Below are 25491 nucleotides of genomic sequence, written 5' to 3' on the forward strand. Positions count from 1 at the left end.
AGGGGGATGCCGCCTCCCCCTGCTGCCGCCCCGCCCCCGTCCCGGAAACGGCAACAAAGATTGTTCCCGTTTCCGGGGGGCCGCACCCTGGCGGTGGAGGTGATCGCCATGACCGGCGCACACATGGAGAACAGGGTCCGGACCTCGTACGACGTGATCGTCATAGGCGGCGGGGCGGGTGGGCTCAATGCCGCGCTCGTGCTCGCCCGGGCGCGGCGCAGTGTCGCCGTCGTCGATGCCGGGGAGCCGCGCAACGCTCCCTCGGCCCATATGCACAGCTTCCTCTCCCGTGACGGAGTGTCCCCGCTGAGCGTGCTGGAGACCGGGCGCGCGGAGATCGCGCGCTACGGGGCCGTGCGGATCGAGGGGCGTGTCGACCAGGTGGAGCCCCGCGACGAGGGCGGCTTCGTGGTGCGGCTCGACGGGGGCGCGTCGCTCGACGCGCGGCACGTCGTGCTGGCCACCGGACTGCGCGACCAGCTGCCCGAGATCCCCGGCGTCCGCGGGCTCTGGGGCGGCGACGTGCACTTCTGCCCCTACTGCCACGGCTACGAGGTACGGGACGAGAAGATCGTCGTGCTCGGAGTCCACCCGGCGTCGGCCGGGCAGGCGCTGCTGCTGCGCCAGTGGTCCCACGACGTCGTGTACGTCTCCCACGACCGCCCGCTCAGCGAGGACGAGCGGGAGCTCATGGACGCCCGCGGGGTCCGGGTGGTCGAGGAGTCCGTGACCAACCTGCTCAGCAAGGACGGGCGGCTGCACGCCGTCGAGCTCGCCGACGGGCGCACCGTCGACTGCGCCGGGGTCTTCCTCTTCCCGAAGATGACCCCGAACGACTCCGCCTTCGACGGGCTCGGCTGCGAGCGCGACGAGCAGGGCTGGCTGGTCACCGACCGCGCCGGGCGCACCAGCCGCCCCGGCCTCTGGGCCGTCGGCAACGTGGTGGACTCGCGCGCCCAGGCCGTCACCGCGGCCGGCATGGGAGCGGCTGCCGCGTTCGCGCTCAACCACGACCTGGTGGACGAGGAGATCGCGCGCGACCTGGCCGCCCACCGGGCCGCCGCCGGGGAGTCGGAGCCCGTGCCCGCGGCCTGATCGGCAAGCCCCCCTGGCGCCGCCTCCCCCCTCACGCCCGTCTCCGGCTCAGTCGCCGGAGGCGGGCGTCCGGCCTGTCGGCCTCGCGCGGATGTGCATGCGCTCGCCCTGGCGGCCGAAGAGGCTCAGGACTTCGACCGAGCCCTGCCCCGTGCTGCCGAACCAGTGCGGCAGCCGGGTGTCGAACTCGGCCACCTCGCCCGGGTCCAGGACGATGTCGTGGTCGGCCAGCACGAGCCGGAGGCGGCCGGAGAGCACGTACAGCCACTCGTACCCCTCGTGGGTGCACAGCTCCGGGGTGTCGCGGCTCGCCGGTAGGACCATCTTGTAGCTCTGCAGCGGGCCCGGCTGCCGGGTCAGCGGCAGCACCGTGTTGCCGTTCACCGCGTGCGGCTTGAGGCGCACCCTGGGGTCGCCCACGTCGGGCGCGCCGACCAGTTCGTCGATCGGGACCTGGTGGGCCTGGGCGATGGGCAGCAGCAGCTCCAGGCTGGGGCGGCGCTGGCCGGCCTCCAGACGGGAGAGGGTGCTCTTGGAGATGCCGGTCACCTCCGACAGGGCGGCGAGGGTCACGCCGCGGGCGGTGCGCAATCGCTTCAGTCGGGGACCGACGGCGGACAGGGCCTGGGCGATGGACGAGGGCTGCTCCACGCCGTCATTACATGCAGTCGTCCCGGAATTTGCAAAGACAGGTGCTGTTTTCGGACGCCCCCTCCCAGCCCCCGCCGCACTCGTCCCCCGACGCCCGACGCCCGACGCCCGACGCCCCGCCCGGCGCGCGTCGGGGGTGGGGCGCGCGCCGGGCGGGGCGGTCTTCGGGGGCGGCCCGCGTCAGAGGCCCATCGAGCGGCCGATCAGCTCCTTCATCACCTCCGTCGTCCCGCCGTAGATGGTCTGCACGCGGCTGTTGGCCCACTCGCGGGAGATCGCGCTCTCCTTGAGGTAGCCGTAGCCGCCGTGGATCTGGAGGCAGCGGTTGGCGATGTCCACCTGGAGCTCGGTCGTCCACCACTTCACCTTGGCGGCGTCCGTCACCGACAGGCGGCCGGCGTTCAGCTCGGCGACGCAGTGGTCGAGGAACACCTGCGCGACGGTCAGCTCGGTGTCCATGGTGGCCAGTTGGAAGCGGTTATGCTGGAAGCCGCCGATCGGCCGGCCGAAGGCCTCGCGGGTCTTCGCGTACTCCAGGGTGTCGGCGAGCATCCGTTCCGCCGCCCCCACCGCCACGGTCGCGATGCTCAGCCGCTCCCGGGGCAGTCCGGCCATCATGTAGGCCAGGCCGGCGTTCTCCCTGCCGATGAGGTTCTCGGCCGGCACCCGGCAGTCGTCAAAGAACAGCTCGCAGGTGTCGCTGGCGTGCCAGCCCAGCTTCTCCATGCGGCGCCCGCGGGTCAGGCCGGGCGTGCCGCGCTCCACCACCAGGAGGCTGATGCCCTGGGCCCCGCGGTCGGGGTCCGTCTTCACGGCGACGACGACCACGTCGGCGTTCTCGCCGTTGGTGATGAAGGTCTTCTGCCCGTTGAGGACGTACGAGTCCCCGTCGCGGACCGCGGTCGTACGGATGTCGGCGACGTTGGAGCCGGCGTCCGGCTCGCTCATCGCGATGGCCGCGATCAGTTCGCCCGCGCACAGGCCGGGCAGCCAGCGCTTGCGCTGGTCCTCGGTGGTCCGCTCCGCGAGGTACGTGGCGATGACGTCGTTGTGCGCGACGAAGCCGGGCGCGGTGGCCCGGGCCCACATGATCTCGCGCTGGAACACCGCCGGGTAGCGGTAGTCCGGCTCGCCGCCCCCGCCGTACGCCGGGTCGACGCCGATGCCGAGGAGCCCGGCCCGGCCCGCCGCCCGCCACACCTCGCGGTCGACGATGCCGTCCCGCTCCCAGCGGGCGTGGTGCGGGAGAACCTCCCGGGCGAGGAACTCCCGGCAGGTCTCCCGGAACTGCTCGTGCTCCGGCTCGTACCGGATCGGCGGGCGGCTGCCTCGGTGCTGTGTCACGGCTCAGTCCTCCCCGGGGCCGGTGTCGTCGGTGATGATCGTCAGCGTCTCCGCGGGATGCCGGACGGCCGCGAAGTGGCCGCCCTCGATCTCTACCCGGCGGACCGGCGCGGAGCTGTGCGCGTCCCACGGCCAGACCCGCTCCGGCGGGGCGTGGACGTCCTCCCGCGCGGCGATCAGGGTGAGCGGGAAGTCCACCCGCAGGCCCGCCGCCTCCCGGGCGAACTCCGCCCGCACGCAGTCGTCCTCGCGGAGCATCCGCAGCAGGATCCGGCTCATCGTCGGTTCGGCGAGGACCGCCGGCGGGGTCCCGCCGTCGGCGGCGGTGCGGGCGAGGAGCTCGTCGTCGGGGACGGCGGCGAGCAGGGCACCGGGCCGCTGGAGGGCGGGCGGGACCGCCCCCGACAGCACCGACCGGACCGGCTTCACCCCGGTCTGCCGGGCGACGTGCTCGGCCACCGCGAGGCTCATGGTGGCACCGAAGCTGTGCCCGAAGGTCGCCCAGCGCAGTCCGGGGGACCGCTCGCGCTCGGCCAGCAGGTCGGCCGCCACCTGCTCGGCCATGGCCCGTACCAGACCGTGGTAGTTGACCGCCTTGCGCTCCTGGCGGCGCGCGCCGCGGCCGGGGGCGTCCACGCCCCGGATCCGCAGCCGGGGCTCGCCCAGCGGCTGCCAGCCGCGGTAGACCTGCGAGGTCGCGCCCGCGTGCGGGAAGCAGTAGAGCCGCACCGGAGGGCTCGTGACAGGGTGCACGGTCATTCCTCCATGCTCCGGGCCAGCTTCTCGGCCAGCATCAGGGTGGTCAGGTTGGTGGGGGCGCTGGGGATCGTCGGGAAGAGCGAGGCGTCGACGATCCGCAGGCCGCGGGTGCCGTGCACCCGACCCTCCTGGTCGGCGACGGCGTACGGATCGGAGTCCGGGCCCATCCGGCACGAACCGGCGGCGTGCCAGCCGGGGTTCATGATGTGACGGACCCCGCTGCGCAGCACGCCGTCGTTGGCGACCATCCGGTCGCTCCAGAACTGCGTCCGCGTCAACCGGGCCGACAGGCCGGGGGAGCGCAAGAAGCCCCACGCCCTGCGGACCCCGTGGCAGAGGCGCTCGACGTCCTCGGGATCGGTGCCGAGGCCGAGTTCGATCACGGGCGCGGCCAGCGGGTCCGCGCTGTCGAGGAAGACCCGGCCGCGGGAGCGGGGGCGCAGCAGCATCACCGACATGCCGACGACCAGGGGCCAGCCCAGCCGGTCGACGAAGCCGGGGATGGTGTGGCTCTCCACGTTGTTGAGGAGGCCCGTCTGGATGTCGACGTCCTCGTCGAAGCCGCTGCTCATCCGGGCCGCCACCTGGCGCCAGGGCAGTCCGGGGGTGCACACGCCGTCGGCCGGCCGGGACCAGATGACGACGGACGGGTGGTCGACGAGGTCGCGGCCCACCCCGGGCAGGTCGGCCACCGGGTCGATGCCGAGGGCCCCGAGCAGGGCCGGGTCGCCGACGCCGGAGCGCTGGAGGATCGCGGGGGTGCCGACGGCACCGGCGGCCAGGATCACGTTCCGGGCGCGGAGGGTGTCGAGCCGTCCGTCCCGTTCGGTCTCCACGCCGACGGCGCGGGTGCGGTCCCGCGGGTCGAACAGCACCCGGGTGACCCGCACTCCGGGGCGTACATGGAGCCGGGGCAGCTCGCGGACGCCGGAGAGGAAGGCGGTGGCGGCGTCGATCCGCTCGCCGTCGACGGTGTTGCCGGGGATCGGGCCGACCCCGGCCTCCTCCCCGGAGTTGAGGTCGGGAAGGTCCGCCACGCCCTGGCGGCCGCACTCCTCCCAGAAGGCGGCGTCCAGCGGGTGGACCCGTTCGCGCGGGGTCCGCCGGATCGGGAGCGGCCCGCCGTCGCCGTGCGCCGCGGAGCCGGGGTGGTCGGCGTCGTTCTCGATGGCCCGGTAGAAGGGCAGCACCCGCTCCCAGGACCAGTCGGGGTTGCCCAGCGCCGCCCAGTCGGCGAAGTCGCGGGGCAGCCCGCGCAGGGCGATGGCCCCGTTGACGGCGGAGCCGCCGCCCACGACCTTGCCGAGCTGGTAGGGGAAGCGTTCCCAGAGGGCGCGGGCCGGGTCCGCGGTGCCGTCGCCGCCCTTGAGGAGGTCCTCCAGGCGTCCGCTGCTGCGGAGGTTGGCCCGGTAGTCCCAGTTGAACCCGGCGAGGACCAGCCGGCCGGCGTCGGCGAGCGGGTGGGCGCGGTCGCGGGGGACCGGCTGGTCGGGGCCGGCCTCCAGGAGGAGGACGGTGCCGGAGTCGCGGGCGGCGAGCCGGGCGGCGACGAGTGCGCCGGCCGAGCCGCCGCCGACGACGACGTGGTCCCACTCGGCGACGGCGGAGTCCGGGGCGCCCGCCGGGGTCGTGGTCATACGGCGGACTCCTCGGTCGCCGGAGCCTGCGTGGACGGAGTGGACGGAGTGGACGGAGTGGACGGCGCGGCCGATGCGGGTCGCGCCGACTCCGCCGCCGGGGCGATCAGTTCGGCGAAGGACGAGATCGAGGCGTTCATGAAGAGGCCCTCGACCATCTCCTGTTCCATGTCGGCCTCGATGCCGAACTCCGCGCGGAGCACCGTGAGCAGGCCGACCGCGTGCAGGGAGTCGCCGCCGATGTCGAAGAAGCCCTCCTCGACGCCGAAGTCCTCGTGCCCGAGCTGCTGGGACCAGAGCGCGAAGAGGCGTTCCTCGATCCGGCTGCGCGGGGCGACCCGGCCGCCGGCGGCCTCGGTGTCGTCGTTCCACGGCGTCGGCAGCGCCTTGTGGTCGATCTTGCCGTTGGTGGTCAGCGGCAGGGTCTCCAGCGTGAGGAAGCGGCTGGGCACCATGTAGCCGGGCAGGACCGCGGCCAGCGCCTCGCGCAGCTCGACCGGGTCGGGTGCGGCGCCCGCCTCGGGCACCACGTACGCCGCGATCTGCCGCTGACCGGTCCGGGCGTGGGCGGGCGCGGTGACCAGGGCGGTGCGCACGTCGGGCCGGCGCAGCAGCGCGGCCTCGATCTCGCCGAGTTCGACGCGGTAGCCGTTGATCTTCACCTGGAAGTCCTCGCGGCCGAGGATCTCGATGTCGCCGCCGGGCAGGTAGCGGCCGAGGTCGCCGGTCCGGTAGATCCGCTCCCCGCTGACCGGGTGGACCGGGAAGCGTTCCGCGGTCCGCCCGGGGTCCCCCAGGTAGCCCTGGGCCACGCCGGTGCCGCCGATGTGGATCTCGCCGGTGACGCCGACGGGGGACGGCTCCTGCCACTGGTTGAGGACGTGCATGGTCTGGTTGGCGAGCGGCTTGCCGTACGGGATGCTCGACCACTCCGGGCGGACGGTCTCGACGGGGTGGTGGATCGACCAGATCGAGCCCTCCGTGGCGCCGCCGAGGCTGATCACCCGCATCGCGGGGAGCTTCTCGCGGATGCGGGCCGGCAGGTCGACCGGGATCCAGTCGCCGCTGAGCAGCGCGAGGCGGAGCCGGCAGCCGCGCGGCACCGCGCCCTCGCCCAGGGCGTCGATCCACATCCGCATGGGCGCCGGCACGCTGTTCCAGATGGTCACCGCGTACCGGCCGACGAGCTGGGACCAGTGCGCCAGGTCGTTGCCGCGCGCGGGGTCGGGCACGACGACGGTCCCGCCGGCCCCGAGGACGCCGAACAGGTCGTACACGGACAGGTCGAAGCCGGCCGGGGCGAGCGCCATGGTGCGGTCGTCGGGGCCGACGTCGAAGCGCCGGTTGATGTCCTGGACGGTGTTGGCGGCGCTCCGGTGGGTGATCATCACGCCCTTGGGCTCGCCGGTGGAGCCCGAGGTGAAGATGACGTACGCGAGGTCGTCGGGCCCCTGCCGGGTGCCGGGCGCCCACTCCGGGCAGGCCAGCGTCTCCGGGTCCTCGGGGGTCAGCACGGTCACGCCGTCCGGCCAGGCGAGCGACGCGCGCAGCTCGGGGTCGGTCACGACGGCCCGCACCGAGCAGCGGTCGAGCAGCCGCAGCCGCCGCTCCTCGGGCAGTTCGGGGTCGATGGCGACGTAGGCGGCGCCGGTGTGCAGGACGCCGAGCAGCGCGGCGTACTGCGCGGCGCCGGGCCGCATCGACACGGCGACGATCTCGTTAGGCGCGGTGCCGGGGGAGCGGAGCAGCCGGTGCGCGATCCGGTGGGCGGACTCGGTGAGCTGCCGGTACGTGGTCTCCGCACCGGGCGTGATCACCGCGGGCGCGTCGGGGCTGCGGCGGGCCGACTCGGCGACCAGCTCGTGGAGCAGCGCGGCGGGGATGTCCTGGGCGGTGGCGTTGGCCCGGTCGCGCTCCGCGGCCTGCGCGGCCGGCAGCGGCACGACGCCGCGGGTGGCGTCCCAGAGGTCCGGCTCGTCGGTCAGGCGGTCGAGCAGCGTGGTGTACGCCGCGAACATGGCCTCCAGGGTGCCGGCCGGGAACAGGCCCTCGACGGCGTTCCAGTTGACCGAGAGCCGGCCGTCGAGCTCCAGGATCTGGTTCTCCAGCCACACCTGCGGCGTACGGCTGTGGTCGTGGACCAGCGGCCCGAAGGACTCCAGGCGTCCGGCGCCGGGCGCACCGCTCCCGCCGGCCCCGAGCGTGCTGGAGAAGACCACGGGCAGCGACGCCCGGCCGTCGTCCCGGCGGCGGGCCAGGTCGCGCAGCACCCGGATCCCGCCGTGCGGGTGTGCCAGGTCCTCCAGGAGCCGCTGCTCCAGGTCGCGGGCGCGCCGGACGAAGCTCTCCTCGGGGCGGCCCCCGACGGCCAGGAGGCTCGGGTCGAGGAAGTTCCCGATGACGTCCTCGATCCGCGGGTGCAGGCCGAGCCGGTGGAACTGGGTGACGGTCAGGGTGAACTCCTGCCGCCGCGACCAGGTGCGCAGCACCTCCGCGTAGGCGGCGAGCAGCACTCCGGACGCCGTCAGGCCGTGCCGCTCGGCCGCCGCCCGGAGCGCCGCCCAGCGTGCGGGGGCGAGCTGCGCCCGGTGCCGTACGAAGCCGGGGGTGCCGAGCTGCTCCGGCGCGGCGGCCAGGGGGAGTTCGGGCGCGCCCGGGAGGTCGGCCAGGCGGTCCGCCCAGTAGGCGGCGGACTCCCGCCCCAGGGCGTCGCCGCGCAGCTCCTCCCGGGCGAGGACGTAGTCGCGGAAGGAGACCTCCGGCGGTTCGGGCCGCCACGCCGGGTCGTCGTAACATCGGCGCCACTCGTCCATGAGGCGGTGGAGCCCGCGCATGTCGAGGAAGAGCAGGTCCGCGGTGACGTGGAGGCGCATCCGGTCCTCGTCGAGCCGGGTGGCGCGGACGTCGAGGAGCGGGGCCCGGTCCAGGGGCATGAGCAGGCCGGTCAGTTCGGAGCGCAGCTGCTCCAGGGCGGCCGACCTCTCCGCCTCGGACCGCCCGCGCAGGTCCGTGACACGGATGTCGTACGGCTCCACCTCGGCCGCGGGGACGACGCGCTGGGTCTGGTCGGTCCCGGCCACCGTGCGCAGGGCCTCGTGGCGGGTGATCACGGTGTGCAGGGCGCCGGCGAGCCGGTCCGGGTCGAGCGCGGGACAGTCGAACTCCAGGTAGTACTGGCTGGAGATGCCGCCCAGTTCCAGACCCTTGTGGCGGCCGATCAGGTACGCCTGCTGGATGTCGGTCAGCGGGAAGGGGTCGTGCCGGTGTTCCGGCCGCGGCTTGAGTTCGAGGAGCCGGTCCTCGTCCAGGCGGGGGTGACCGGCACCGCCGCGCAGCCTTGCGAAGAGATCCTCCATCGTCGTCCGTCCCTTTTCCTCGGATGCCCTGCCGGGCTTTCGAATTCCCTTGCGAGAAGCGACGTTAGGGACTGCGGCCAAACGGTCTCAATACGGTGGGACCGTAGGGACGACCGAAGGATTTCCGGGCCGCCGCACGCCCGCCGGACTTTCGCTGGACCGGCTCTGGACGCGCCCTGTCACCCCCCGAAGGCGCCCTTGACCTGCGGCGGGACGACGGCGGCATCATCAGCCCATGGGAATTCGAAACTCCCCGGAGTCGACCGGGAAACGCATACTCATCGGTGCCACCGGATCCATCGCGGTGACCAGGCTCCCCGCCTACGTCGAGGCGATGCGCCGACAGATCGAGGGCAGCACGTTCACCGTTCTGATGACCCACACGGCCACCTCGTTCCTTTCCCCGGAGAGCGTCGCGCTCTTCGCCGAAAGGGTGGTGAGCGGGGAGTCCCCGGCGGACTGGCCGACCGACAAGCCCTCCCGGCTCGCCGCCGACCACGACATCCTCGCGGTGCTGCCGTCCACCGCCCACACGCTCGCCTCGGCCGCCGCCGGCGCCGCGCCGAACCGTCTCCTCACGGTCGCGCTGTCGGTGGACTACCCGGTGGTCCACTTCCCGGTGATGGGCGCGAAGATGTGGCACAAGCCGGCCGTGCAGCGGAACATCGCGCGGATCCGCGAGGACGGCGGGCTCGTCAACGAGCCCGAGTGGCACGACGGTTTCGACCCCACCACCGGGACGGCCAGCCGCCACCCGGCACTGCCCGCGCCGGAGACGGTGGCGGCGGTGATCGAGGACCTCCTGGCCAAGCAGCACACGCTGTCCTGACGCCCGGGACCCCGGGGCCCCACGTCCGGGCCCCGGGCCCCGGACGCGCATCAGGGCCCCGCCGTGACCGGCGGGGCCCTGATCCGTGCCTGCGCGTGCTGCCGAACCGCCGCGCCCCGCGGGGGACGGGGCGCGGCGGGCGGCTACTCGGCGACCGCCGTGGCCTCGATCTCGATGAGGAAGTCGGGCTCGGCGAGGGTGGCCACCCCGACCAGGGTGGTCGGCTTCACGACGTCGGCGCCGATCCGGGCGGCCGCGCGCTCGGCGCCCGCGGTGACCGCCTCCCACTTGTCGAGCGACCAGTCCTTCGCGTAGATCGTCAGCTTCACGACGTCCTCGAAGCTCGCCCCGGCCGCCTCCAGACCGGCGGCGATGTTCAGGTAGACCTGCTCGGTCTGCGCCGCCAGGTCGCCGGTGCCGACCGGCTCGCCGTCCGCGGTGCGCGGGGTCTGGCCGCTCAGGAAGATGACGCGGCTTCCGGTGCCGACGGCCAGCTGGTGCCAGCCGTACGGCTTGGTGAGGCTGGGCGGGTCGATGTTCTCGACAGCCATGGAGTGTCCTTTCGGGTGGGACCGATCGCGGTGGACGGGTGCGGGAACGCGCCGGTGGTCAGCGGTACTCGCGGCAGGTCGCGTAGTACTTCCGCAGCAGGCTGACCAGTTCCGGGTCGAAGCGGGAGGCGAAGAGGAGCTCGGCCGGCGGGGTGAACTCGGGGTCGAGCTCCTCGGCCCAGGCGAGGGTGGCCGGGCGCAGGTCCATCTCGATCCACTGGTGCCACTCGACGGGGATCGTCCAGTCCTGCTCGTACCCGATGCCCATCTGGTGGTCGATGAGGAGGTCCACGATCTCCTCGCGCGTGCCGGTGCGGTACGGCTGCCTCAGCGGAGCGAACCGGTCGAGGTCGGCCTGCGGCTCCTCGCCGAGGATGCGGGCGGCGAAGTCCCGCGCGAGCAGCGGCGACAGGTGCAGGCCGTCCCGGTAGGTGCCGGTCATGATGGTCAGGCCCCGCATGCCGCCGTCGCCGAGCAGCGGGAAGCCGTCCATGGAGACCGGCCGGTTGCCGACCTGGACCTTGGTGACCTCGCTGTTCCAGAGGTTGCGGCGGACCTGGCGGTGGGCGCACTGGAGCAGGAAGACCAGGTCGCGCATCTCGGGGGTGTCGCGCGGCTCCACGGCGATGACGTTGGTCGCGCCGACGTAGACGTGTCCGTCGCCACGGGGCACCACGTGCAGGCCGCACGCGAAGGAGCGGTTCGGCGTGCGGATGACGCTGTCCGGGCTGGTGCCGTCCTGCGTCCTGATCAGCGAGGAGACGCCGTAGCCGCTGACCAGCCGGGGGATGCGGGGGCCCACGGGCAGGCTGTCCAGGAGTTCCTGGGTGCGTGCCCCGGCGGCCAGGGTGACGTGGTCGGCGGAGATCGTGCGGCCGGAGGCGAGCACGACGCCGGTGACCCGCTCGCCCTGGTACTCGACGCGGGTGGCGAACTCGGGGACGAGGGTGACGCCGGCCCGGACCGCGGCCGATTCGAGCCGCTCCAGGAGGGCGGCGGCGTTCACCGCGTGCTCGCCGGGTATGTGGAAGGCCTTCAGCGGACGGGAGATCGGCTCGGCGTCGACCCAGTCGAGGTCGGCCGGCTCGACGTTCTCGAACGGCTCCTCGTAGCGGGTGAGTTCGGCCTGGATGGCGTTGTAGTTGGCATCGTCGATCTCGGCGGTGCCGATGGTGTTGAGGACGACGGTGGTCCCCTGGGCGGTCCTGACCGGCGCGCCCTCCGTCTGCTCCTCCAGCTCCTCCAGCCACGGACCCCACATCTCGGTCGCCTTGATGCCGAGTTCGAGCTTGTGGCGACCGTGCTCGGTGGCCAGCAGCGAGGTGGTGACCTCGCCGAAACAGCCGAGCATGGCGCCGGCCGCGGCCGATCCCGCCCAGGGCCGGTGGGGTTGGCCGAGCACGGCGACGCGCTGGCCGCGTCGCGCCAGGACCCAGGCGAGCGACAGTCCCAGGACTCCGTTACCGGCGATGACGGTGTCGAAGCCGGTGCCGACCGCGTCTGCGTTCCTGTTGGCGTTCATCAATGTCCAATCTCCCGGGGCACGGCAGGGCGCCCCGATGGGTGTGGGTGGGTCGATGGCGTCGGAACTGCTGGTGCGTGGTGCGGGGAAGGTGCGCGGGAGCGGCGCGGGTCAGCGGCGCCGGAACTCGTAGAGGGTGAAGTCCATGTGGACGATGCCGCGTTCGTCGGTGTGCGCCGCGACCACGGGCGAGTCGCCGAAGTCGGCGGCGGGCAGCTCGACGGACTCGGTCCGCAGGCGCTTGCCCTCGAAGCCGGCCTCGTCGGCGGCACGCAGCATCTTGAAGGGGTTGCCCATGGCCTCGCTGGTGCCCAGGTAGACCCGGCCGTCGGGGGCCAGATGGCGGACCACGTCCCGGAAGAAGCGGTTCACCAGGCCGTACCCGGGGTCGAAGACCGCGCGCTCGATGTGCCCGGCGTACGGGCGGTCGGCGGGCGCCTCGATGAAGGGGGTGTTCCAGAAGACCGTGTCGAGCCGCTCGTCGGCGTCCAGCCCGTCGAAGAGATCGCTGGTCAGCGCGGTGAACCGGTCGGCCACTCCGTGCCGTTCGGCGTTGCGCCGGGCGTTCTCCACGGCGGCCGGGTTGATGTCGGTGGCGAGCACCCGCGCGGCCCCGTGCTGCGCCGCGAGCACCGCCGCGATGCCGGCGCCGCAGCCCAGCTCCAGGAAGCGGGTGCCCCGCTCGTACGGCACCCAGGACGCGAACAGGCCGGGACCGGGGTCGGTGTAGGGCGGGAACACCTCGGGCAACAGGTCCCATTCCCTGCCGAGCAGCGAGAAGGTCGACTGCGTGGGGCGGTCGGGGCTCTGAATCTGTGTCACGACCCAGGTGCCGAGTTCGTAGCCCAGCTCGTTGTCCATGAGGTCCTCCCTGTGGGGGAGCCGGCGGAGAGTCCCGGGGGACGGAGCTCTCCGCGGCTACCGGTGGTGTGTCATGACGGTGGTCAGTTGTCCGCGACCGCCTGCGCGGTCGTGCCCGCCGGGGCGCTCGCGGTCTCGGCGGTGCGGGCGGCCCGGTTGCGGGCCATCGTGCGCTCGACCAGGACGACCGGGATGGTGAGGACGGCCAGTCCCGCGCCCAGCCACGGGATCGAGGTGAGGCCGGCACCGGCGCCGAGGGCCACGCCCGCGAGGACGGGGACCACGCTGATGCCGAGCTGGAACATGGAGACGGCGGTCGCCCCGGCGAGCGTTGGCGCGCCGGACGCGACGGTGAACACCCGCCCGTAGATCGCCGGGTTGAGGACGAAGCCGGCGACGCCCAGGAGCAGGACGAGCGGGACGACGGCCACCGCGTACTCGGCGAGGAGCGCGAGCAGCACCGAGCAGACGAGGATCCCGCCGGCCCCGATGAGCAGGGCGTGGTGGGGGCGTCCGTCGGCGATCCGGCCGCCGATGGAGAGGCCGATGAAGGCCCCGATGCCGAAGAGGACGAGGATGCCGGGCACCCACACCGAGTCGACACCGGTGATGTCCGTGAGGAAGGCCGCGAGGTAGTTGTACGAGATCATGTACGCGGCGGTGCTGAGCAGGGTCGCGGCGTACACCACCCACAGCTGCGGCTGCCGCATCGTCCGCAGCTCGCGCTTCACGCTGGGCTCCTGCGCCGCCTTGGTCGCGGGCACGGCGACGATCGTGGCGACCGCGCTCAGCACGGTCAGCGCCACCACCGCCCAGAACCCGCCCTGCCAGCCGGTGAAGTGGCTGAGGAAGGCGCCGGCCGGGCCGCCGGCGACCATGGCGATGCTGAGGCCGCTGACCACGACGCCGGAGGCCCGGGCGGTGCGGTCGGGGGTGACGAGGGAGATCGCGGTGACCGCGGCGACGGCCCAGAACCCGGCGTACGCGAGGCCGATCAGGAAGCGGGTGACCAGCAGCACGGTGAAGTCGTCGGTCAGCAGACCGACGGCGACGCCGGCGGCGAACACCGCCTGGGAGATCACCAGGGTCGTCCGGCGCGGCCAGCGCAGGGTCAGGACGGCCAGCGGAGGCCCGCCGATCACCACGCCGATGGCGAAGGCCGAGATGAGGGCGCCCGCGGAGGAGAGGGAGATGTCGAGGTCGTCGGCGATGTCCGGGAGGACGCCGGCGAGCAGGAACTCGGCGCTGCCCATCGCGAACAGGCTGAACGCGAGCAGGTAGACGGCGAGCGGAAGCCGTCCGCCGGCCTTGGGCGCGGCCGCTTCCTGGGGCTCGGTCTGGACGCTCATCGGTGGCCGCCTCCCGTCTGCGTGCCGGCGGTCGCCGGGGTCGGGGCGGGGTGCGGGACGGCGGTGGGGCGGGGGGCGGCGACGGGGTGCGGGGGGACGCGTCGCACTGCCCCGGGGGTGGCCAAACGCATGAGCGGACTCCTCGTTGAGACGGTTCGGGCAGGTGGATCAGGGCGGGTGCGCGCCGGTCTGCCGGCCTCGGCGGTCCGCCGGATCGTGGTGATCACCAGTGGCCCCCATGCTGGAACCGGGCTCCGCGTGCGGACAACATTTGTTGCCGATACCGGGACGGCGCGGGGGCCCGGGGGAGGGCCGGTTCCGGCGGGCGCCCCGGGGGCCGCGCCGGCCGGCGCCCCGGAGGCCGGGCCCGGGGTCACTCGTCACCGGGTACGCCCTCGCCCCAGCCCCACTTCTTGATGGTGGTGCGGCTGCCGGGGCCGACGCCCGGCTGCGAGTTGGCCATGGCGCGGCGCGAGCCGAACTCGATGTAGCCGACGAAGGCCGAGCGGAACTCGGCGTCCTCGGGCAGCCCGACCTCGTCCATCGCCGTCAGCATCAGCTCCACCCAGCGGGCCCGCTGCTCCGGCTTGATGGCCCGGCCCCGGTGGCGGGAGACCATGTGCGGGTAGCCGCCGTGCTGCTCGGTGTAGTGCGTCGGCCCGCCCAGCACCTCGCCGAGGAAGGTGGCGACGTGCTGGGGGTGGTCGTCGTCCATGTGCCGGAAGAGCGGGGCGAGGATCTCGTCCTTGCGGACGCGCGCGTAGAACGCCTCGGTGAGCCGCTCCAGCGCCTCGGTGCCGCCGATCCATTCGTAGAGGGTGGGTACGGGGGGCGCGGCCTGGTGCCGCGCCGGGTCCTGGTCCGTGGCCGGGTCCGTCACTGTGTCGCCTCTCTCGGGTGTCTGCTGCGGTGGGGAGCGGGAAGGGGGCCGGGGCGCGGGTGGGAAGCGGGGCGCCGGGCGGGGGAGGTGTGGGCGGGAAGGGGTCGGGGTCAGGCCGCGTAGAGGTCGAAGGTCGGGGTCGGCCGGCCGCCGTGGGCGGGGGCGTCCAGGCGCGGATCGACCGAGAGCATCGCCTGGTGCAGCCGCTGGAGTCGCGGGGCGGGCTCCAGGCCCAGCTCCTCGACGAGCCGCCGCCGCAGGCCCCGGTAGAGCTGGAGCGCCTCGGACTGGCGGCCGGCGCGGTAGAACGCCACCATCGCCTGGGCGTGGAGCCGTTCGTTGGCGGGGTGGAGGCGGGTCAGCTCGACGAGCTCGGCGAGGAGCTCGCCGTGCAGCCCGAGCCGCAGTTCGGCGTCGAGCCGGCGTTCGGTGGCGAGCAGCCGGGCCTCTTCGAGACGGGCGGCGTGGATCCGCAGCGCCGCCCCGGCCCGTACGTCCACCAGGGCCGGGCCCTTCCACAGCGCGAGGGCCTCGCGCAGCAGCCGGGCGGCACGGGCGCTGTCGCCGTCGGCGAAGGCGCTGTGCCCGGCCTGCGCGGCGCGCTGGAAGGCGAAGGCGTCGACGTCGCTCTCGGCGACGCGCAGGAGGTAGCCGTCGTGGCCGGTGGCCAGCAGGGCCCGTGCCCGTGCGGCGCCACTGCCCGCGCCCGTCCCCTCCGTGCCGTACGGCCCGCCGAGGGCGGCGGCCAGGGACCGGCGCAGCCGGAGGACGTAGGTCTGGAGGGTGCTGTGCGCGCTGCTCGGCGGCAGCGCGCCCCAGAGTTCCTCCTTGAGGACGGCCACCGGGACGGGGTGGCCGGGGTGGAGCGCCAGGAGCGCCATGATCTGCCGTGTCTTCGCCGCGCTAGGGACGACCGGGGCTCCGGCCGTCTCGGCGTGCAGCGGGCCGAGAATCCGTATCCTCACGTGTCCTCCGTCCATCGCCCGGGTGCCGTCCGGATCGGTTCCTTTCCGGATCGGCCGTTCTGGGAAGGAACGTAGGAGTGCGGGGGTGAGGGCCTCAATACGGTGGGACCGTAGGGCTGACCGAAGAATCTGCGGGGGTGCGTTCCTACGGGCCTGGTGCGGGTGCGTTCGGTAAGCGCGGGCAAGGGGTGCGGGTGGCGCGCCGGGACCGTGGGACGGGGCTTACGGGAGGGGCGCGGATTCCGGACATGCCGAAGGCCCCCGAGGGCGGGCGCGCTTCGGGGGCATTGCGGAAGTACGGGCGCTGCTAATCTCCTTAGTTAATTCGTTCTCCTTTTCCGTCGCTGATCGGATGTGGCCAAGGTGACGAATTCACCGGCCGGATTCAGCGGTCGGCGAGGGGTCGGCACAAACGCGCGGTGTGCACGGTGACGGCGGTCAGGTAGAAGGCGTCGGGCCGCCACAGGACCCCGGTGCAGGCGTCCCCGTCGAGGAGCTGCTCGACGGTGAGCCGGTCGACGAGGTCGAGGCGCTCGCCGAGGCCGGCGAGCAGTTCCCGCAGCCGGGCGTGGAGGTGTCGCCGCACCGGGACGTCGAGCGGGGCCGGGAACTCGATGAGGAAGGTGCGGGTGCCGGCGGGGACCAGCCCGGCCGAGGCCAGCATGCAGGGCCAGTCCTCGACCACGGAGGTCGCCCCGGGGAGCCGGGACCGCCGGGCCGTGACCTGCTCCTCGGCCGCGGCGTCCAGGCGCGCCTGGAGTCCGGGCCGCCCGATGCCGATGTCCCGCGGCAGGAAGCGCGGTGGCAGACCGCGTTCGGCGACGGCGAGCAGTCCGCCGGGCCGCAGTGCGGCGGCCATGCTCCGCAGGGCGGCCTGCTGGTCGCCGAGGTGGCGGCAGACGTTCCCGGTCCAGATGAGGTCGACGGGGCCGGACCGGGCGAACTCCTCGGGCCGTTCGGCCCGCCGCGTGGTGATCCGGTCGGCCAGTCCGTGCTCGGCGGCCAGGGCGCGGGCCCGGGCGAGCATGGCGGCCGACCGGTCCACGGCGACGACCCGCGCCTCCGGGAAGGCGTCGGCCAGCGCGCGCGAGGCGACACCGGGGCCGCTGCCGATGTCGAGGATCCGGTGGACGCCCGTCCCGGCCCGGTCCGCCGGGCCGAGCAGGCCCCGCAGCCAGTGGACGGCCTCGGCCAGGAAGCCGGCGTGCAGCTCGGCCTCCTGCTCGGTCTCGTCCTCGGCCGGGTGCCCGGCCTGGTCCTCGGCCGGGTCCGCGGTCCCCTCCGCGGGCCCGCCGGCGGATCCCGCCGTGGGCCCGTCCGCGCGCCGGTCTCCGTGTCCCCCTGTGTGTCCCCCTGCGCGTGCCGCTCCGTCCGCGCCGTCGCCCCCGGCCCTGTCCGCGGTGCCGAGGGCGTCACCGGCGGGGCCTCCGGTGTCCTGAGTGGGTGTCATGCGGTCACCTCCGCGGGCCAGGATGGGGACGCGGGGGACACCGGACAACTCTTGTTGCCGGTTCCGGGACCGGCCGCCGGACCACGGGGAACGGAACCGGCCGGCACGAGGGGACGGCCGCCGCCGACGGCCCGCGGTGCGCGCACCCGGGGGCGCATCAGGTCCCGGCTGAAGGTGTCGAGCAGCTCCCAGCGGGCGGTGAGCGGGAAGTAGTGGCCCCCGGTGACGGTGTCGACCCGCAGGGGCCGCCGGGTGCAGCGGCGCCAGCCGGCCAGGTCGGCCCCGGTGACGCTCGGGTCCTCGCTGCCGCCCATCGCGGTGACCGGGCAGTGCACGACGTGCCGCGGGTCGCGCCGGTACGCCTCCAGGACGGCGAGGTCGGCGCGGAGCGCGGGCAGCACCCGGGGCGCCCGCAGCGGGTCGAGGGCGCCCGGGGGGATCCGGCCCCGCCGGCCGAGCCGCCGCAGCAGCTCGGCGTCCGGCAGCTGCGCGAGGGCGTGCTCGGGGGCGGCGCGCCGGTGGGGGACCCCGGCCCCGGAGACGTACAGCCGCTCCGCCACCGCGTCGTACTCCCATTCCAGGCGGGCGGCGATCTCGTACGCGAGGAGGGCGCCGAAGCCGTGCCCGTAGAGGGCGAACGGCCGGTCCCGCATGCGGGCGACGTACGGGATGATCTCGGCGAGCAGCGGCTCCAGCCGGCCGCAGGGACGGGTGCGGGGATGCCGGCCGCGCCCCGGCAGCTCGACGGGGGTGACGACCACCGAGGTCCCCAGCGCCTCGGCCCAGGGCAGGTAGACGCCCGCCGAGGCCCCCTCGAAGGGCAGGCAGAAGAGCCGCACCGACGGGTCGCCGCTCATCGCGCCACCGGTCCCCGGGCGCGGGCGGCGGCGGTCCGGGGGGTGCCGCCGCGCAGCAGCACCGCGTACGCGTCCGCGGCCTCCTCCAGGATCCGCAGCCCCGCCTGCCGGTCCATCAGCTCGCGGGCGTACCGCCAGGCGAAGGTCCAGTCGCGGTCGGAGCGCCGGATCAGGGTCGCGCACATCAACGGGGCCCGGTCGAGGGGCAGTCCGGTCGCGCACTCGCCGGCCAGGCGTTCGGCGAGCCGGGCGTCCTGCACCGCGGCCCGGGTGGCGCGCCAGTCCACGATCTGGAGCCGGAAGCGGACCTCGGGCCGCAGCGTGCGGCGCAGCAGGCCGTCCGGGCCGCGGTGGAGCGCGGTGCGGGACAGGGGGGTGCCGTCGAGGACGGACTGCCATGCCTGCTCGTACACGTACGGCACGACTCCGCGCAGGGACATGACGAACTGTTCGGTGCGGAGCTCCTCGCTCATCGCGGACACGCGGGTACCGCTCCCTCCATCAGATTCACGCCAATTGGCCGGTGGTGAACTGCCGTGCGCGGCACCGCATTCCGGGACGTTCACTGGTCACCGCCGTGCATGGGTGCCGACCGTACCCGTGCGGCCCCCATTTCCCTCAATACGGTGGAACCGAAGCAATGGCCGAAGGAATACGTCCGGAATCCGTGCGACGAGATCCGCTGTACAAATATGGCGGCCCCCGTGTTAGCGTCGGGATCCTCGGAGGTGTGGGCCGTTCACCGGTGTTCGGGGGATCGGCGTGGAGGACTTCGATCGATCTCCACGTCGTCTGAAGAAGGCATTTCCAGTATGACGGCGGCGTTTCGGGCCATGACCTGAAAAGGGCCTTGACGGCGTCGGCTCCACAGCTTTTCCGTTCGACCTCCCCCTGCCGAAGTGGCGACCTCGTCCGAGTCATTCCACTGTTCGGCAGGGAGGTGTGGGGCGGTGCCCAAGGAGCTGTTCGGCAGGAGCGGGGAATCGAAGACCATCATCGAGATACTGGCCGCCGCGAGAGCGGGCGCGGGCGCCGTGGCCCTGCTGGAGGGCATCATCGGCACCGGCAAGACCTCGCTGCTGCGCTGGGCCGAGGAGACGGCCCGCGACGAGGGGATGCTCGTCCTCTCCGCCACCGCGTCACCGGCGGAACAGCGCTTCCCGCTCGGGGTCGTGCACCAGCTGCTCGGGACGCTGCCGGACACCGCCCACGACTGGGGCCGCACCTTCGCCGCCTACGGAGAGCCGCACGAGGGCGGCCGGGTCCAGCCCGACTACCCGCTCCTCGCGGAGCTCTGCGCGAGCGTGGGCCGGGCGGCACGGCGCACCCCGATCCTGCTGACCGTCGACAGCGTCCAGCACGTCGACTGCCCGTCGCTGCTGTGGCTCGGCTTCCTGAGCCGCCGTCTGGAGAACCTCCCCGTCGTCCTGCTGGCCACCAAGCGCTGCGGCGAACCGGCCAGCGACCAGCACCTGCTGGTCGAGTTCATGGAGGGGCTGCGCCCCGACCGCCACATCCACCTGAGCGACCTCAGCCCGAGCGCCGCCCTCGACCTGGCCACCTCCCTGTGCGGCCACGGCCACGGCCACGAGGCCGTGGACGCGCTCGTCGCGGGGACCGGCGGCAACCCCTACCTGCTGACCGAGCAGATACGGACCGGGCCCGCGATCCGCTCCGGACCCCTCGTCCCCGCGGGCGCGGACCACGGCGCCGGGCCGGCCGGTCCCCATGGCGGGGCCGGCCGGCCCGCGCCGCAGACGGCCCCCGGATACCCGGCCTTCTCCGCACACCCCGGCTACCCCGCCCTGCCCGCGCACCCGGCCGAAGGGCGCGCCGGCCGGGCCCCGGGCGCCCCGCCGGACGAGCGACTGGGACTCCAGGCCGTCAAGGAGCGCATCCTGTGCATGCTGCGGCGGATCGACCCGCACGGACTGGACATCGCCCGCGCCGCCAGCATCCTGCGCGGCCCGGTGGACGCCGCCCTCCTCGCGGACCTCTGCGGCGTCCCCACCGAGGACGCGTGTCGATGTATCAGCAGACTCACCGAGTCGGGACTGCTCTGTCCCCACGACATGAAGTTCCGCCACCCCCTGCTCGCCGGACTCCTCTACCAGGACATCCCCTGCGCCGAGCGCGCCGAACTGCACCGGCTCGCCGCCCGCAGGATGCGCTACCGCGGCGACCCGAGCGAGGACGTCGCCGCCCATCTGCTGCGCTCCCACCGCCTGGACGAACCCTGGATGGCGCAGCTGCTCATGGAGGTGGCCCAGGGCGTGGTCGAGCACGATCCGGCGGGCGCCCGCCGGCTCATCGAGAAGGCCGTGCTGCACGGCGTCCCCGCGGGGCACGAGCGGCGGGCGGAGGCCCTGCGGATCCAGGCCCTCAGCGGCCTCGACCTGCCCGCCGCGGCCCGCGCCCTGACCGCCCACTCCTCCACCGTCACCGCGCCCGCCGAAAGGTTCCGGCACGCCCTGCGGCTCTCCTACCTCAGGCTGCGCCTGGACGACACGGCGGGCGCCCTGGAGGTCCTGGAACAGGCGCGGCGCGAGACGGAGGGCACCCTCGGCCCGGCCGCCGCGGCCCGGCTCCGCGAGGCGGTGGCGCAGGTACGGTTCCACGACGGCGGCCGCGCGCCCGGCGCGGGCGGGGGACACCCCGGCGACGACGGCCACCGGGCCGGGGACCGCGCCCCCGGCGGCGACCCCCGCGCCGAACCGTCCCACCCCCTCCACGGGCGCCACCACCCCGGCGAGGAGGACCGGCTGCTCCGGGTCCTGCTGCTGCGCACGGCCACCGGCGACTCGGCGTCCGCGGCGCGGCGGATCGCCGACCGGCTGCTGTCCGTCCCCCGCGCCCCGTACGGCTCCGCCCGCTGGTACCAGGCCCTGCTCGCCCAACTGTGGGCGGGCGACGCGGAGGAGGCCCGGCGGCACATCGACACCGAGGTCGGACTCGCCCGCGCCGACGGCCGCGCGACCCGGATCGCCGAGGCCCTCGCCGTACGCGGTCTGGTGCAGCTGCACCGCGGGCAGCTGGCCCGGGCCGAGAGCGACGCCCGCGAGGCGCTCGACCTGCTCACCCGCATCCGTGCCGGACGGTTCCACGTGGGACCGCTCGCCCGCAGCGTGCTCATCGACGTCGCCCTGGAACGGGACGACGTCGCCGCCGCCGGGGCCCTCCTCGACGACGCCCCGCCGCTGCCCGGCGACCGGCCGGTCACCTGGTGGCGGCTGCACCTCCTGCACAGCGCCGGACGGGCCCTGGGCCGGCTCGGCGAGGCCCGGCGCGGTCTGGTCCTCCTCGCCCACTGCGAGGAGGAGCTGGCCCGGCGCGGGATCACCAACCCGGCGGTCCTCCCGTGGCGTTCCACCCGCTCCGCCCTCCAGCTGGCCCGCCGCAACGTCACCGCGGCCCGCCGCGCCGCCCAGGAGGAGACCGCCTCCGCCGAACGCTGGGGCGCTCCCTTCGCGCTCGGCCGGGCCCTGGTCGCCGAGGCGGAGGCCGGCTCCGGCCGCGAGGCCCTGAGGCTCGCCGACCGCGCCGTGGAACTCCTCGAACCCACCCCGTACCCGCTGCTGTTCGCCCACGCCCTGTACGCGGCGGGCCGCGCCCACCGGCAGGGCGGCACGCCCCGCCGGTCCCGCGAGCTCCTCCACCGCGCCAACGAGGTCGGCATCTCGCTCGGCGCCGACGGCCTGGTGGAGGCGGTGCAGCGGGAGCTGCGGGACGCGGGCGGCCGCCCCGACCCGCGCAAGGACTCGGCGGAGTCGCTGCTCACCCCCACGGAACGCCAGGTGTCCGAACTGGCCGCCCGGGGTCTGAGCAACCGCGACATCGCGCGGCTGCTCCAGGTGAGCCTGCGGAACGTCGAGTCCCATCTCACGCACTCGTACCGGAAGTTACGCATCAGCGGCCGCCACGAGCTGGCGCGCTTCTTCCCGGCCGACGATCCCCCGGATCCGGCCCCGGTCCTGCTCTACCAGCCCCGGACCGCGCTGACGGCCAACCCCTGAGGAGCACCCCGCCGGGCCGGGCCGCGAGCCCGGCCGGCGGGGCGGGTCCGTCGACACCCCCTAGGGTTCGATCAGCCCGACCCGGATGGCGTACCGGGTCAGCTCCAGGCGGTCCCGCATGCCCAGCTTCTGGAGGAGGTTGGCGCGGTGGCGTTCCACCGTCTTCGGGCTGATGACGAGGAGGTCGCCGATCTCCTTGGAGCTGTGGCCCTCCGCGACCAGCTTGAGGATCTCCTCCTCGCGCTCCGTGACGGCCTTGTCCGGCAGCGGCCTGCCCTGCTCGGCGCGGTCGAGGTAGGTGCGGATGAGGGCCGTCTCCGCGCCCGGGTAGATGAAGGGCTCGTCGCGCACCGCGGCCCGGCACGCCTCCACCAGGTCGCGGTCCGCCACCGACTTCAGGACGTAGCCGCTCGCACCCGCCTTCAGGGCCTCGAAGAAGTACTGCTCGTTGTCGTACATGGTGAGGATGAGGATCCTCAGCTCCGGCCGGAGGCGGCTGAGTTCACGCGCGGCCTGGAGCCCGGTCATGCGGGGCATCGAGATGTCCAGGACCGCCAGGTCGACGGCTTCGGAGCGGGCCAGCGCCACCGCCTCCGCGCCGTCCGCCGCCTCCGCGACGACCGTCAGGTCCGGCTCCGCGTCCAGGATCAGGCGCACTCCGCCGCGGACCAGCGCGTGGTCGTCCGCGAGGAGGATCCGGGTGGGGGAGGGGGGTTCCGGGGCCGGGGGAGGGGTGGGGGCCGTCATCGCGTCGCCTTACCGCTCGGTGTGCTCAAGTGGACTTCCGTGCCGCCGCCTTCGCCGTCGCGGATCGTCAGCCGCGCGCCGATCAGCAGGGCGCGCTCCCGCATGCCGCTGAGGCCCGCGCCCTCCGGCGCGCGCCCGATCCCGCGGCCGTCGTCCTTGACCAGGAGGCCGACCCCGCGGTGGGGCAGCAGGCCGAGGCGGAGGTCGACGCGGGTCGCGCCCGCGTGCCGGGCCGTGTTGGTCAGGCCCTCCTGCGCCACGCGGTAGAGGACCAGTTCCGTCTCGTGGTCGAGCTTCGGGAGGCCCGCCTCGATGTGGGACCGCACTGTGAGACCCGGCGTGGAGAACTCCGAGGCCAGGGACCTGAGCGCACTGTGCAGGCCCAGCTCCTCCAGCACTCCGGGCCGCAGCCGGCGCGCGATGCGGCGGATCTCGTCCAGGCTCGCCCGGGTGGTCTCCTGGGCCTGGTGGAGCTCCGGGCGCAGCTCGTCCGGGGCGTGGTTCGCGGCGTGCCGCAGCTGGAGCAGCACCGCCGTGAGGGTCTGCCCCACCTCGTCGTGCAGCTCCTGGGCGATCCGCCGCCGCTCCTCCTCCTGCGCCGAGAGGGCCCGTGCGGTGCTCGCGGCGCGCTCGGCCTCCAGCCGGTCGAGCATCGTGTTGTAGGTGCGCGTCAGGTCGGCGAGCTCGCCGCGCCCCGCCACCTCCGCCCGCCGCCCGGGCCGCAGCAGGTCCGCCGTCCGCATCGCGCGGGTGAGGCGCTGGAGCGGCGCCAGGCCGAGACGGAGCAGCAGGGCGTTCGCGACGAGCATCGCGACCAGGCCCGCCACGAGCACGATCGCCTCACCCGCGAGGACGGGCGTGGAGACCGTCACCGGGCCCAGCAGCAGGAGGACGGCGACGATGAGCACCGAGGCGTTCAGGAGGAAGATGCGCCAGTACAGCGACATGTCTCGCGACTCTCTCCCTTGCCTGCTCCGAGCCCCTGACCTGCGACGGGAGCCATGTTCCCGCCTCATCCTGACCAGTTTCCGGCGTCTTGTCCATCCGTGCCGGCACCCATGCCGGGGCCCTCCGGGTGCCGGCGTCGCGGCCCTCCGGGCGACATGGGTGCCGACGCCCCGCCGACTCCCCGGGGCGGCCGGGCCGTTCAGTACGATGGGCTGCTGTTCCTACGTGGAGGAGGGCGTCGTGGTGGAGCGGGACGAGGGCGGAGCGGAGCCCTCCGCGCGCCGGCGCGGGCAGGGCGAGCTGGAGTCCCAGGTGCTCGCCGTGCTGCGTGAGGCGTCCGAGCCGGTGCCCGTGGCCTGGGTGCGGGAGCGCCTCGGCGGCGGCCTCGCCTACACCACCGTCATCACCATCCTCACCCGCCTGCGGGCGAAGGGCGCCGTCGAACGCGAGCGCGACGGCCGGTCGTTCCGGTGGACCGCGGTCGCCGACGAGGCCGGTCTCGCCGCCCTGCGGATGCGCAAGGTGCTCGACGCGGAGGCGGACCGGCAGGCCGTCCTCGCCAGCTTCGTGACGGGCCTCTCGCCGAACGAAGAGCGACTCCTTCGTGAACTGCTCGCCAAGGCCGCAGAGGAGGAGGAAGGCTAGCCGCCATGGGAGTCTTCGTCTTCCTTCCCCTGGTCCTTCCGCTCACCGCCTGGCCGGTCGCCCGGCTGGCCGAGCAGCGGCTCCACCCCCGCACCGCGACGCGCCTGCTGGCCGCCGTCGCCGGTGTCTCCGCCGTGTGCAGCACCCTCTGCCTCGGCCTGCTCATGATCGTGGGCACCGCGCAGCTCCCCGGCAACCCGCTCCCGGACAGCTGGTCCGACCCCGATGTGCGCGCCGCCCTCCCGTACGACGAGATCGCCGGCCGCGCGGCCATCCCCGCGCTGCTCGCCGTCCTCGTCTCGTGCGCCGTGGCGGCCTGGCGCCAGGTGCGGGTCCGGCGCCGGGTCGTGGCGGCCCTCGCCGGCCTTCCGCGGACGCCCGTCGCCGTCCTGCCGGACCGCACCCCGTACGCGTACGCCGTACCGGGCGGCGGACCGCGCGGCCGCCGCCGCGCCGGCGGTGAGGTCCGGGGCCGCGCGGGTGAGGTCCGGGGCCACGGTCGCGTGGTGGTCAGCACCGGGATGCTCGCGGGCCTCGCGCCCGCCGAGCGACGGGCCCTCTTCGCGCACGAGCGGGCCCATCTGGCCGGGCGCCACCACCGGCACCTCCTGACGGTCCATCTCGCGGCGCGCGCCAACCCGTTCCTGCGGCCGCTGCGCACCGCCGTCTCCTACACGGCCGAGCGCTGGGCCGACGAGGAGGCGGCCGCCGAGGTCGGCAGCCGCCGCTCCGTCGCCCGGGCGATCGGCAAGGCCGCGCTCCTCGCGCCGCGCCCGCCGGCCGCCGGGCTCCCCGCCCTGACCGGCGGGGACGCCGGTCCGGTGCCCCGGCGGGTGGCGGCGCTGATGCGGCCGGCGCCCGCGGGGCGCGCGTGGCCGCCGGCGGGCACGGCCGTGGGCCTCGCGGTCTGGTGCGCCGCCTGCGGGGCCACGGCGTCGGCGCTGTCCTCGGCGAACTCGGCGGTCACGCTCTTCCTGGTGCTGCGCGCCGCCGCCGCGCCGATGTGACCGGCGGCGCGCCCGTACCCGAGGC

The 25491-nt window shown here is 74.5% G+C and carries 21 protein-coding genes; 5 read left to right on the top strand and 16 right to left on the bottom strand.

The annotated features are described in order from the left end of the window. Positions 1 to 108 precede the first annotated feature (108 nt). Entirely contained in the window at positions 109 to 1095 is a 987-nt protein-coding gene (locus ACF09E_RS29710; protein WP_388803263.1) for an NAD(P)/FAD-dependent oxidoreductase, read from the top strand. A 48-nt stretch (positions 1096 to 1143) separates the two neighbouring features. On the opposite strand, the gene ACF09E_RS29715 is transcribed toward ACF09E_RS29710, so the two are convergent. From ACF09E_RS29715 to ACF09E_RS29735, 5 genes are all read right to left on the bottom strand, one after another. Next, positions 1144 to 1746 carry a helix-turn-helix domain-containing protein gene (locus ACF09E_RS29715; RefSeq protein ID WP_055603314.1) on the bottom strand — a complete coding sequence of 201 codons (603 nt, stop codon included), beginning with the start codon at positions 1744 to 1746 and terminating at the stop codon, positions 1144 to 1146. 180 nt (positions 1747 to 1926) lie between these two features. Continuing rightward, positions 1927 to 3090 carry an acyl-CoA dehydrogenase family protein gene (locus ACF09E_RS29720; protein ID WP_392208539.1) on the bottom strand — a complete coding sequence of 388 codons (1164 nt, stop codon included), beginning with the start codon at positions 3088 to 3090 and terminating at the stop codon, positions 1927 to 1929. Between the two features lie 3 nt (positions 3091 to 3093). Next, on the bottom strand, positions 3094 to 3849 hold the full coding sequence (locus ACF09E_RS29725) for a thioesterase II family protein (protein WP_392208541.1): 756 nt from the start codon (positions 3847 to 3849) through the stop codon (positions 3094 to 3096). Then, on the bottom strand, positions 3846 to 5486 hold the full coding sequence (locus tag ACF09E_RS29730; protein WP_392208543.1) for a GMC family oxidoreductase: 1641 nt from the start codon (positions 5484 to 5486) through the stop codon (positions 3846 to 3848). Before ACF09E_RS29730 ends, ACF09E_RS29725 begins: the two co-directional genes overlap by 4 nt. Further along, complete coding sequence (locus ACF09E_RS29735; RefSeq protein WP_392208545.1) at positions 5483 to 8842, bottom strand: amino acid adenylation domain-containing protein; 3360 nt, start codon at positions 8840 to 8842, stop codon at positions 5483 to 5485. Before ACF09E_RS29735 ends, ACF09E_RS29730 begins: the two co-directional genes overlap by 4 nt. Positions 8843 to 9077: 235 nt before the next feature. Between ACF09E_RS29735 and ACF09E_RS29740 the strand changes: the two genes are divergently transcribed. Beyond that, entirely contained in the window at positions 9078 to 9671 is a 594-nt protein-coding gene (locus tag ACF09E_RS29740; protein ID WP_392208547.1) for a flavoprotein, read from the top strand. A gap of 143 nt (positions 9672 to 9814) precedes the next feature. Here the strand turns inward: ACF09E_RS29740 and ACF09E_RS29745 are convergent, their stop codons facing one another. From ACF09E_RS29745 to ACF09E_RS29785, 9 genes are all read right to left on the bottom strand, one after another. Then, positions 9815 to 10222: a RidA family protein gene (locus tag ACF09E_RS29745; protein ID WP_073906487.1), complete on the bottom strand. Its 408-nt coding sequence runs from the start codon at positions 10220 to 10222 to the stop codon at positions 9815 to 9817. A gap of 58 nt (positions 10223 to 10280) precedes the next feature. Next, entirely contained in the window at positions 10281 to 11744 is a 1464-nt protein-coding gene (locus ACF09E_RS29750; RefSeq protein WP_392208549.1) for an NAD(P)/FAD-dependent oxidoreductase, read from the bottom strand. 111 nt (positions 11745 to 11855) lie between these two features. Next, positions 11856 to 12605: a methyltransferase gene (locus ACF09E_RS29755; protein WP_392208551.1), complete on the bottom strand. Its 750-nt coding sequence runs from the start codon at positions 12603 to 12605 to the stop codon at positions 11856 to 11858. An 83-nt stretch (positions 12606 to 12688) separates the two neighbouring features. After that, positions 12689 to 13954 (bottom strand): Cmx/CmrA family chloramphenicol efflux MFS transporter, encoded by a 1266-nt coding sequence (locus tag ACF09E_RS29760; protein ID WP_392208554.1) that lies wholly within the window; start codon positions 13952 to 13954, stop codon positions 12689 to 12691. Positions 13955 to 14327: 373 nt separating this feature from the next. After that, a complete protein-coding gene (locus tag ACF09E_RS29765; RefSeq protein ID WP_392208556.1) occupies positions 14328 to 14834 on the bottom strand; it encodes a group II truncated hemoglobin in 507 nt (168 codons plus the stop codon). 110 nt (positions 14835 to 14944) lie between these two features. Then, positions 14945 to 15799: a BTAD domain-containing putative transcriptional regulator gene (locus ACF09E_RS29770; RefSeq protein ID WP_392208558.1), complete on the bottom strand. Its 855-nt coding sequence runs from the start codon at positions 15797 to 15799 to the stop codon at positions 14945 to 14947. 385 nt (positions 15800 to 16184) lie between these two features. Further along, entirely contained in the window at positions 16185 to 17249 is a 1065-nt protein-coding gene (locus ACF09E_RS29775; protein ID WP_392208560.1) for a class I SAM-dependent methyltransferase, read from the bottom strand. Next, positions 17246 to 18106: a thioesterase II family protein gene (locus ACF09E_RS29780; RefSeq protein ID WP_392208562.1), complete on the bottom strand. Its 861-nt coding sequence runs from the start codon at positions 18104 to 18106 to the stop codon at positions 17246 to 17248. Before ACF09E_RS29780 ends, ACF09E_RS29775 begins: the two co-directional genes overlap by 4 nt. Next, positions 18103 to 18588: a hypothetical protein gene (locus ACF09E_RS29785; protein WP_392208564.1), complete on the bottom strand. Its 486-nt coding sequence runs from the start codon at positions 18586 to 18588 to the stop codon at positions 18103 to 18105. The genes ACF09E_RS29780 and ACF09E_RS29785 overlap by 4 nt, the downstream gene beginning before the upstream one ends. 468 nt (positions 18589 to 19056) lie before the next feature. On the opposite strand from ACF09E_RS29785, the gene ACF09E_RS29790 reads away from it, so the two are divergent. Beyond that, positions 19057 to 22119 carry a LuxR C-terminal-related transcriptional regulator gene (locus ACF09E_RS29790; RefSeq protein WP_392208566.1) on the top strand — a complete coding sequence of 1021 codons (3063 nt, stop codon included), beginning with the start codon at positions 19057 to 19059 and terminating at the stop codon, positions 22117 to 22119. Between the two features lie 60 nt (positions 22120 to 22179). Here the strand turns inward: ACF09E_RS29790 and ACF09E_RS29795 are convergent, their stop codons facing one another. Beyond that, on the bottom strand, positions 22180 to 22866 hold the full coding sequence (locus tag ACF09E_RS29795) for a response regulator (RefSeq protein ID WP_392208568.1): 687 nt from the start codon (positions 22864 to 22866) through the stop codon (positions 22180 to 22182). Continuing rightward, complete coding sequence (locus ACF09E_RS29800) at positions 22863 to 23813, bottom strand: HAMP domain-containing sensor histidine kinase (RefSeq protein WP_392208570.1); 951 nt, start codon at positions 23811 to 23813, stop codon at positions 22863 to 22865. The genes ACF09E_RS29795 and ACF09E_RS29800 overlap by 4 nt, the downstream gene beginning before the upstream one ends. 244 nt (positions 23814 to 24057) lie before the next feature. On the opposite strand from ACF09E_RS29800, the gene ACF09E_RS29805 reads away from it, so the two are divergent. After that, a complete protein-coding gene (locus ACF09E_RS29805) occupies positions 24058 to 24459 on the top strand; it encodes a BlaI/MecI/CopY family transcriptional regulator (protein ID WP_388803427.1) in 402 nt (133 codons plus the stop codon). A 5-nt stretch (positions 24460 to 24464) separates the two neighbouring features. Then, positions 24465 to 25466, top strand: a complete 1002-nt coding sequence (locus ACF09E_RS29810; RefSeq protein WP_392208572.1) for a M56 family metallopeptidase — start codon at positions 24465 to 24467, stop codon at positions 25464 to 25466. Positions 25467 to 25491: the final 25 nt, after the last annotated feature.

The organism is Streptomyces sp. NPDC014891, assembly GCF_043081085.1.
Lineage (GTDB): Bacteria > Actinomycetota > Actinomycetes > Streptomycetales > Streptomycetaceae > Streptomyces.

What these genes read in the sequence shown, in the direction of transcription:
- ACF09E_RS29760 (WP_392208554.1), bottom strand. Translation starts at nt 13,954, where the DNA reads ATGAGCGTCCAGACCGAGCCCCAGGAAGCGGCCGCGCCCAAGGCCGGC.
- ACF09E_RS29810 (WP_392208572.1), top strand. Translation starts at nt 24,465, where the DNA reads ATGGGAGTCTTCGTCTTCCTTCCCCTGGTCCTTCCGCTCACCGCCTGG.
- ACF09E_RS29780 (WP_392208562.1), bottom strand. Translation starts at nt 18,106, where the DNA reads ATGAGCGGCGACCCGTCGGTGCGGCTCTTCTGCCTGCCCTTCGAGGGG.
- ACF09E_RS29750 (WP_392208549.1), bottom strand. Translation starts at nt 11,744, where the DNA reads ATGAACGCCAACAGGAACGCAGACGCGGTCGGCACCGGCTTCGACACC.
- ACF09E_RS29735 (WP_392208545.1), bottom strand. Translation starts at nt 8,842, where the DNA reads ATGGAGGATCTCTTCGCAAGGCTGCGCGGCGGTGCCGGTCACCCCCGC.
- ACF09E_RS29725 (WP_392208541.1), bottom strand. Translation starts at nt 3,849, where the DNA reads ATGACCGTGCACCCTGTCACGAGCCCTCCGGTGCGGCTCTACTGCTTC.
- ACF09E_RS29795 (WP_392208568.1), bottom strand. Translation starts at nt 22,866, where the DNA reads ATGACGGCCCCCACCCCTCCCCCGGCCCCGGAACCCCCCTCCCCCACC.
- ACF09E_RS29800 (WP_392208570.1), bottom strand. Translation starts at nt 23,813, where the DNA reads ATGTCGCTGTACTGGCGCATCTTCCTCCTGAACGCCTCGGTGCTCATC.
- ACF09E_RS29740 (WP_392208547.1), top strand. Translation starts at nt 9,078, where the DNA reads ATGGGAATTCGAAACTCCCCGGAGTCGACCGGGAAACGCATACTCATC.
- ACF09E_RS29745 (WP_073906487.1), bottom strand. Translation starts at nt 10,222, where the DNA reads ATGGCTGTCGAGAACATCGACCCGCCCAGCCTCACCAAGCCGTACGGC.
- ACF09E_RS29755 (WP_392208551.1), bottom strand. Translation starts at nt 12,605, where the DNA reads ATGGACAACGAGCTGGGCTACGAACTCGGCACCTGGGTCGTGACACAG.
- ACF09E_RS29775 (WP_392208560.1), bottom strand. Translation starts at nt 17,249, where the DNA reads ATGACACCCACTCAGGACACCGGAGGCCCCGCCGGTGACGCCCTCGGC.
- ACF09E_RS29710 (WP_388803263.1), top strand. Translation starts at nt 109, where the DNA reads ATGACCGGCGCACACATGGAGAACAGGGTCCGGACCTCGTACGACGTG.
- ACF09E_RS29730 (WP_392208543.1), bottom strand. Translation starts at nt 5,486, where the DNA reads ATGACCACGACCCCGGCGGGCGCCCCGGACTCCGCCGTCGCCGAGTGG.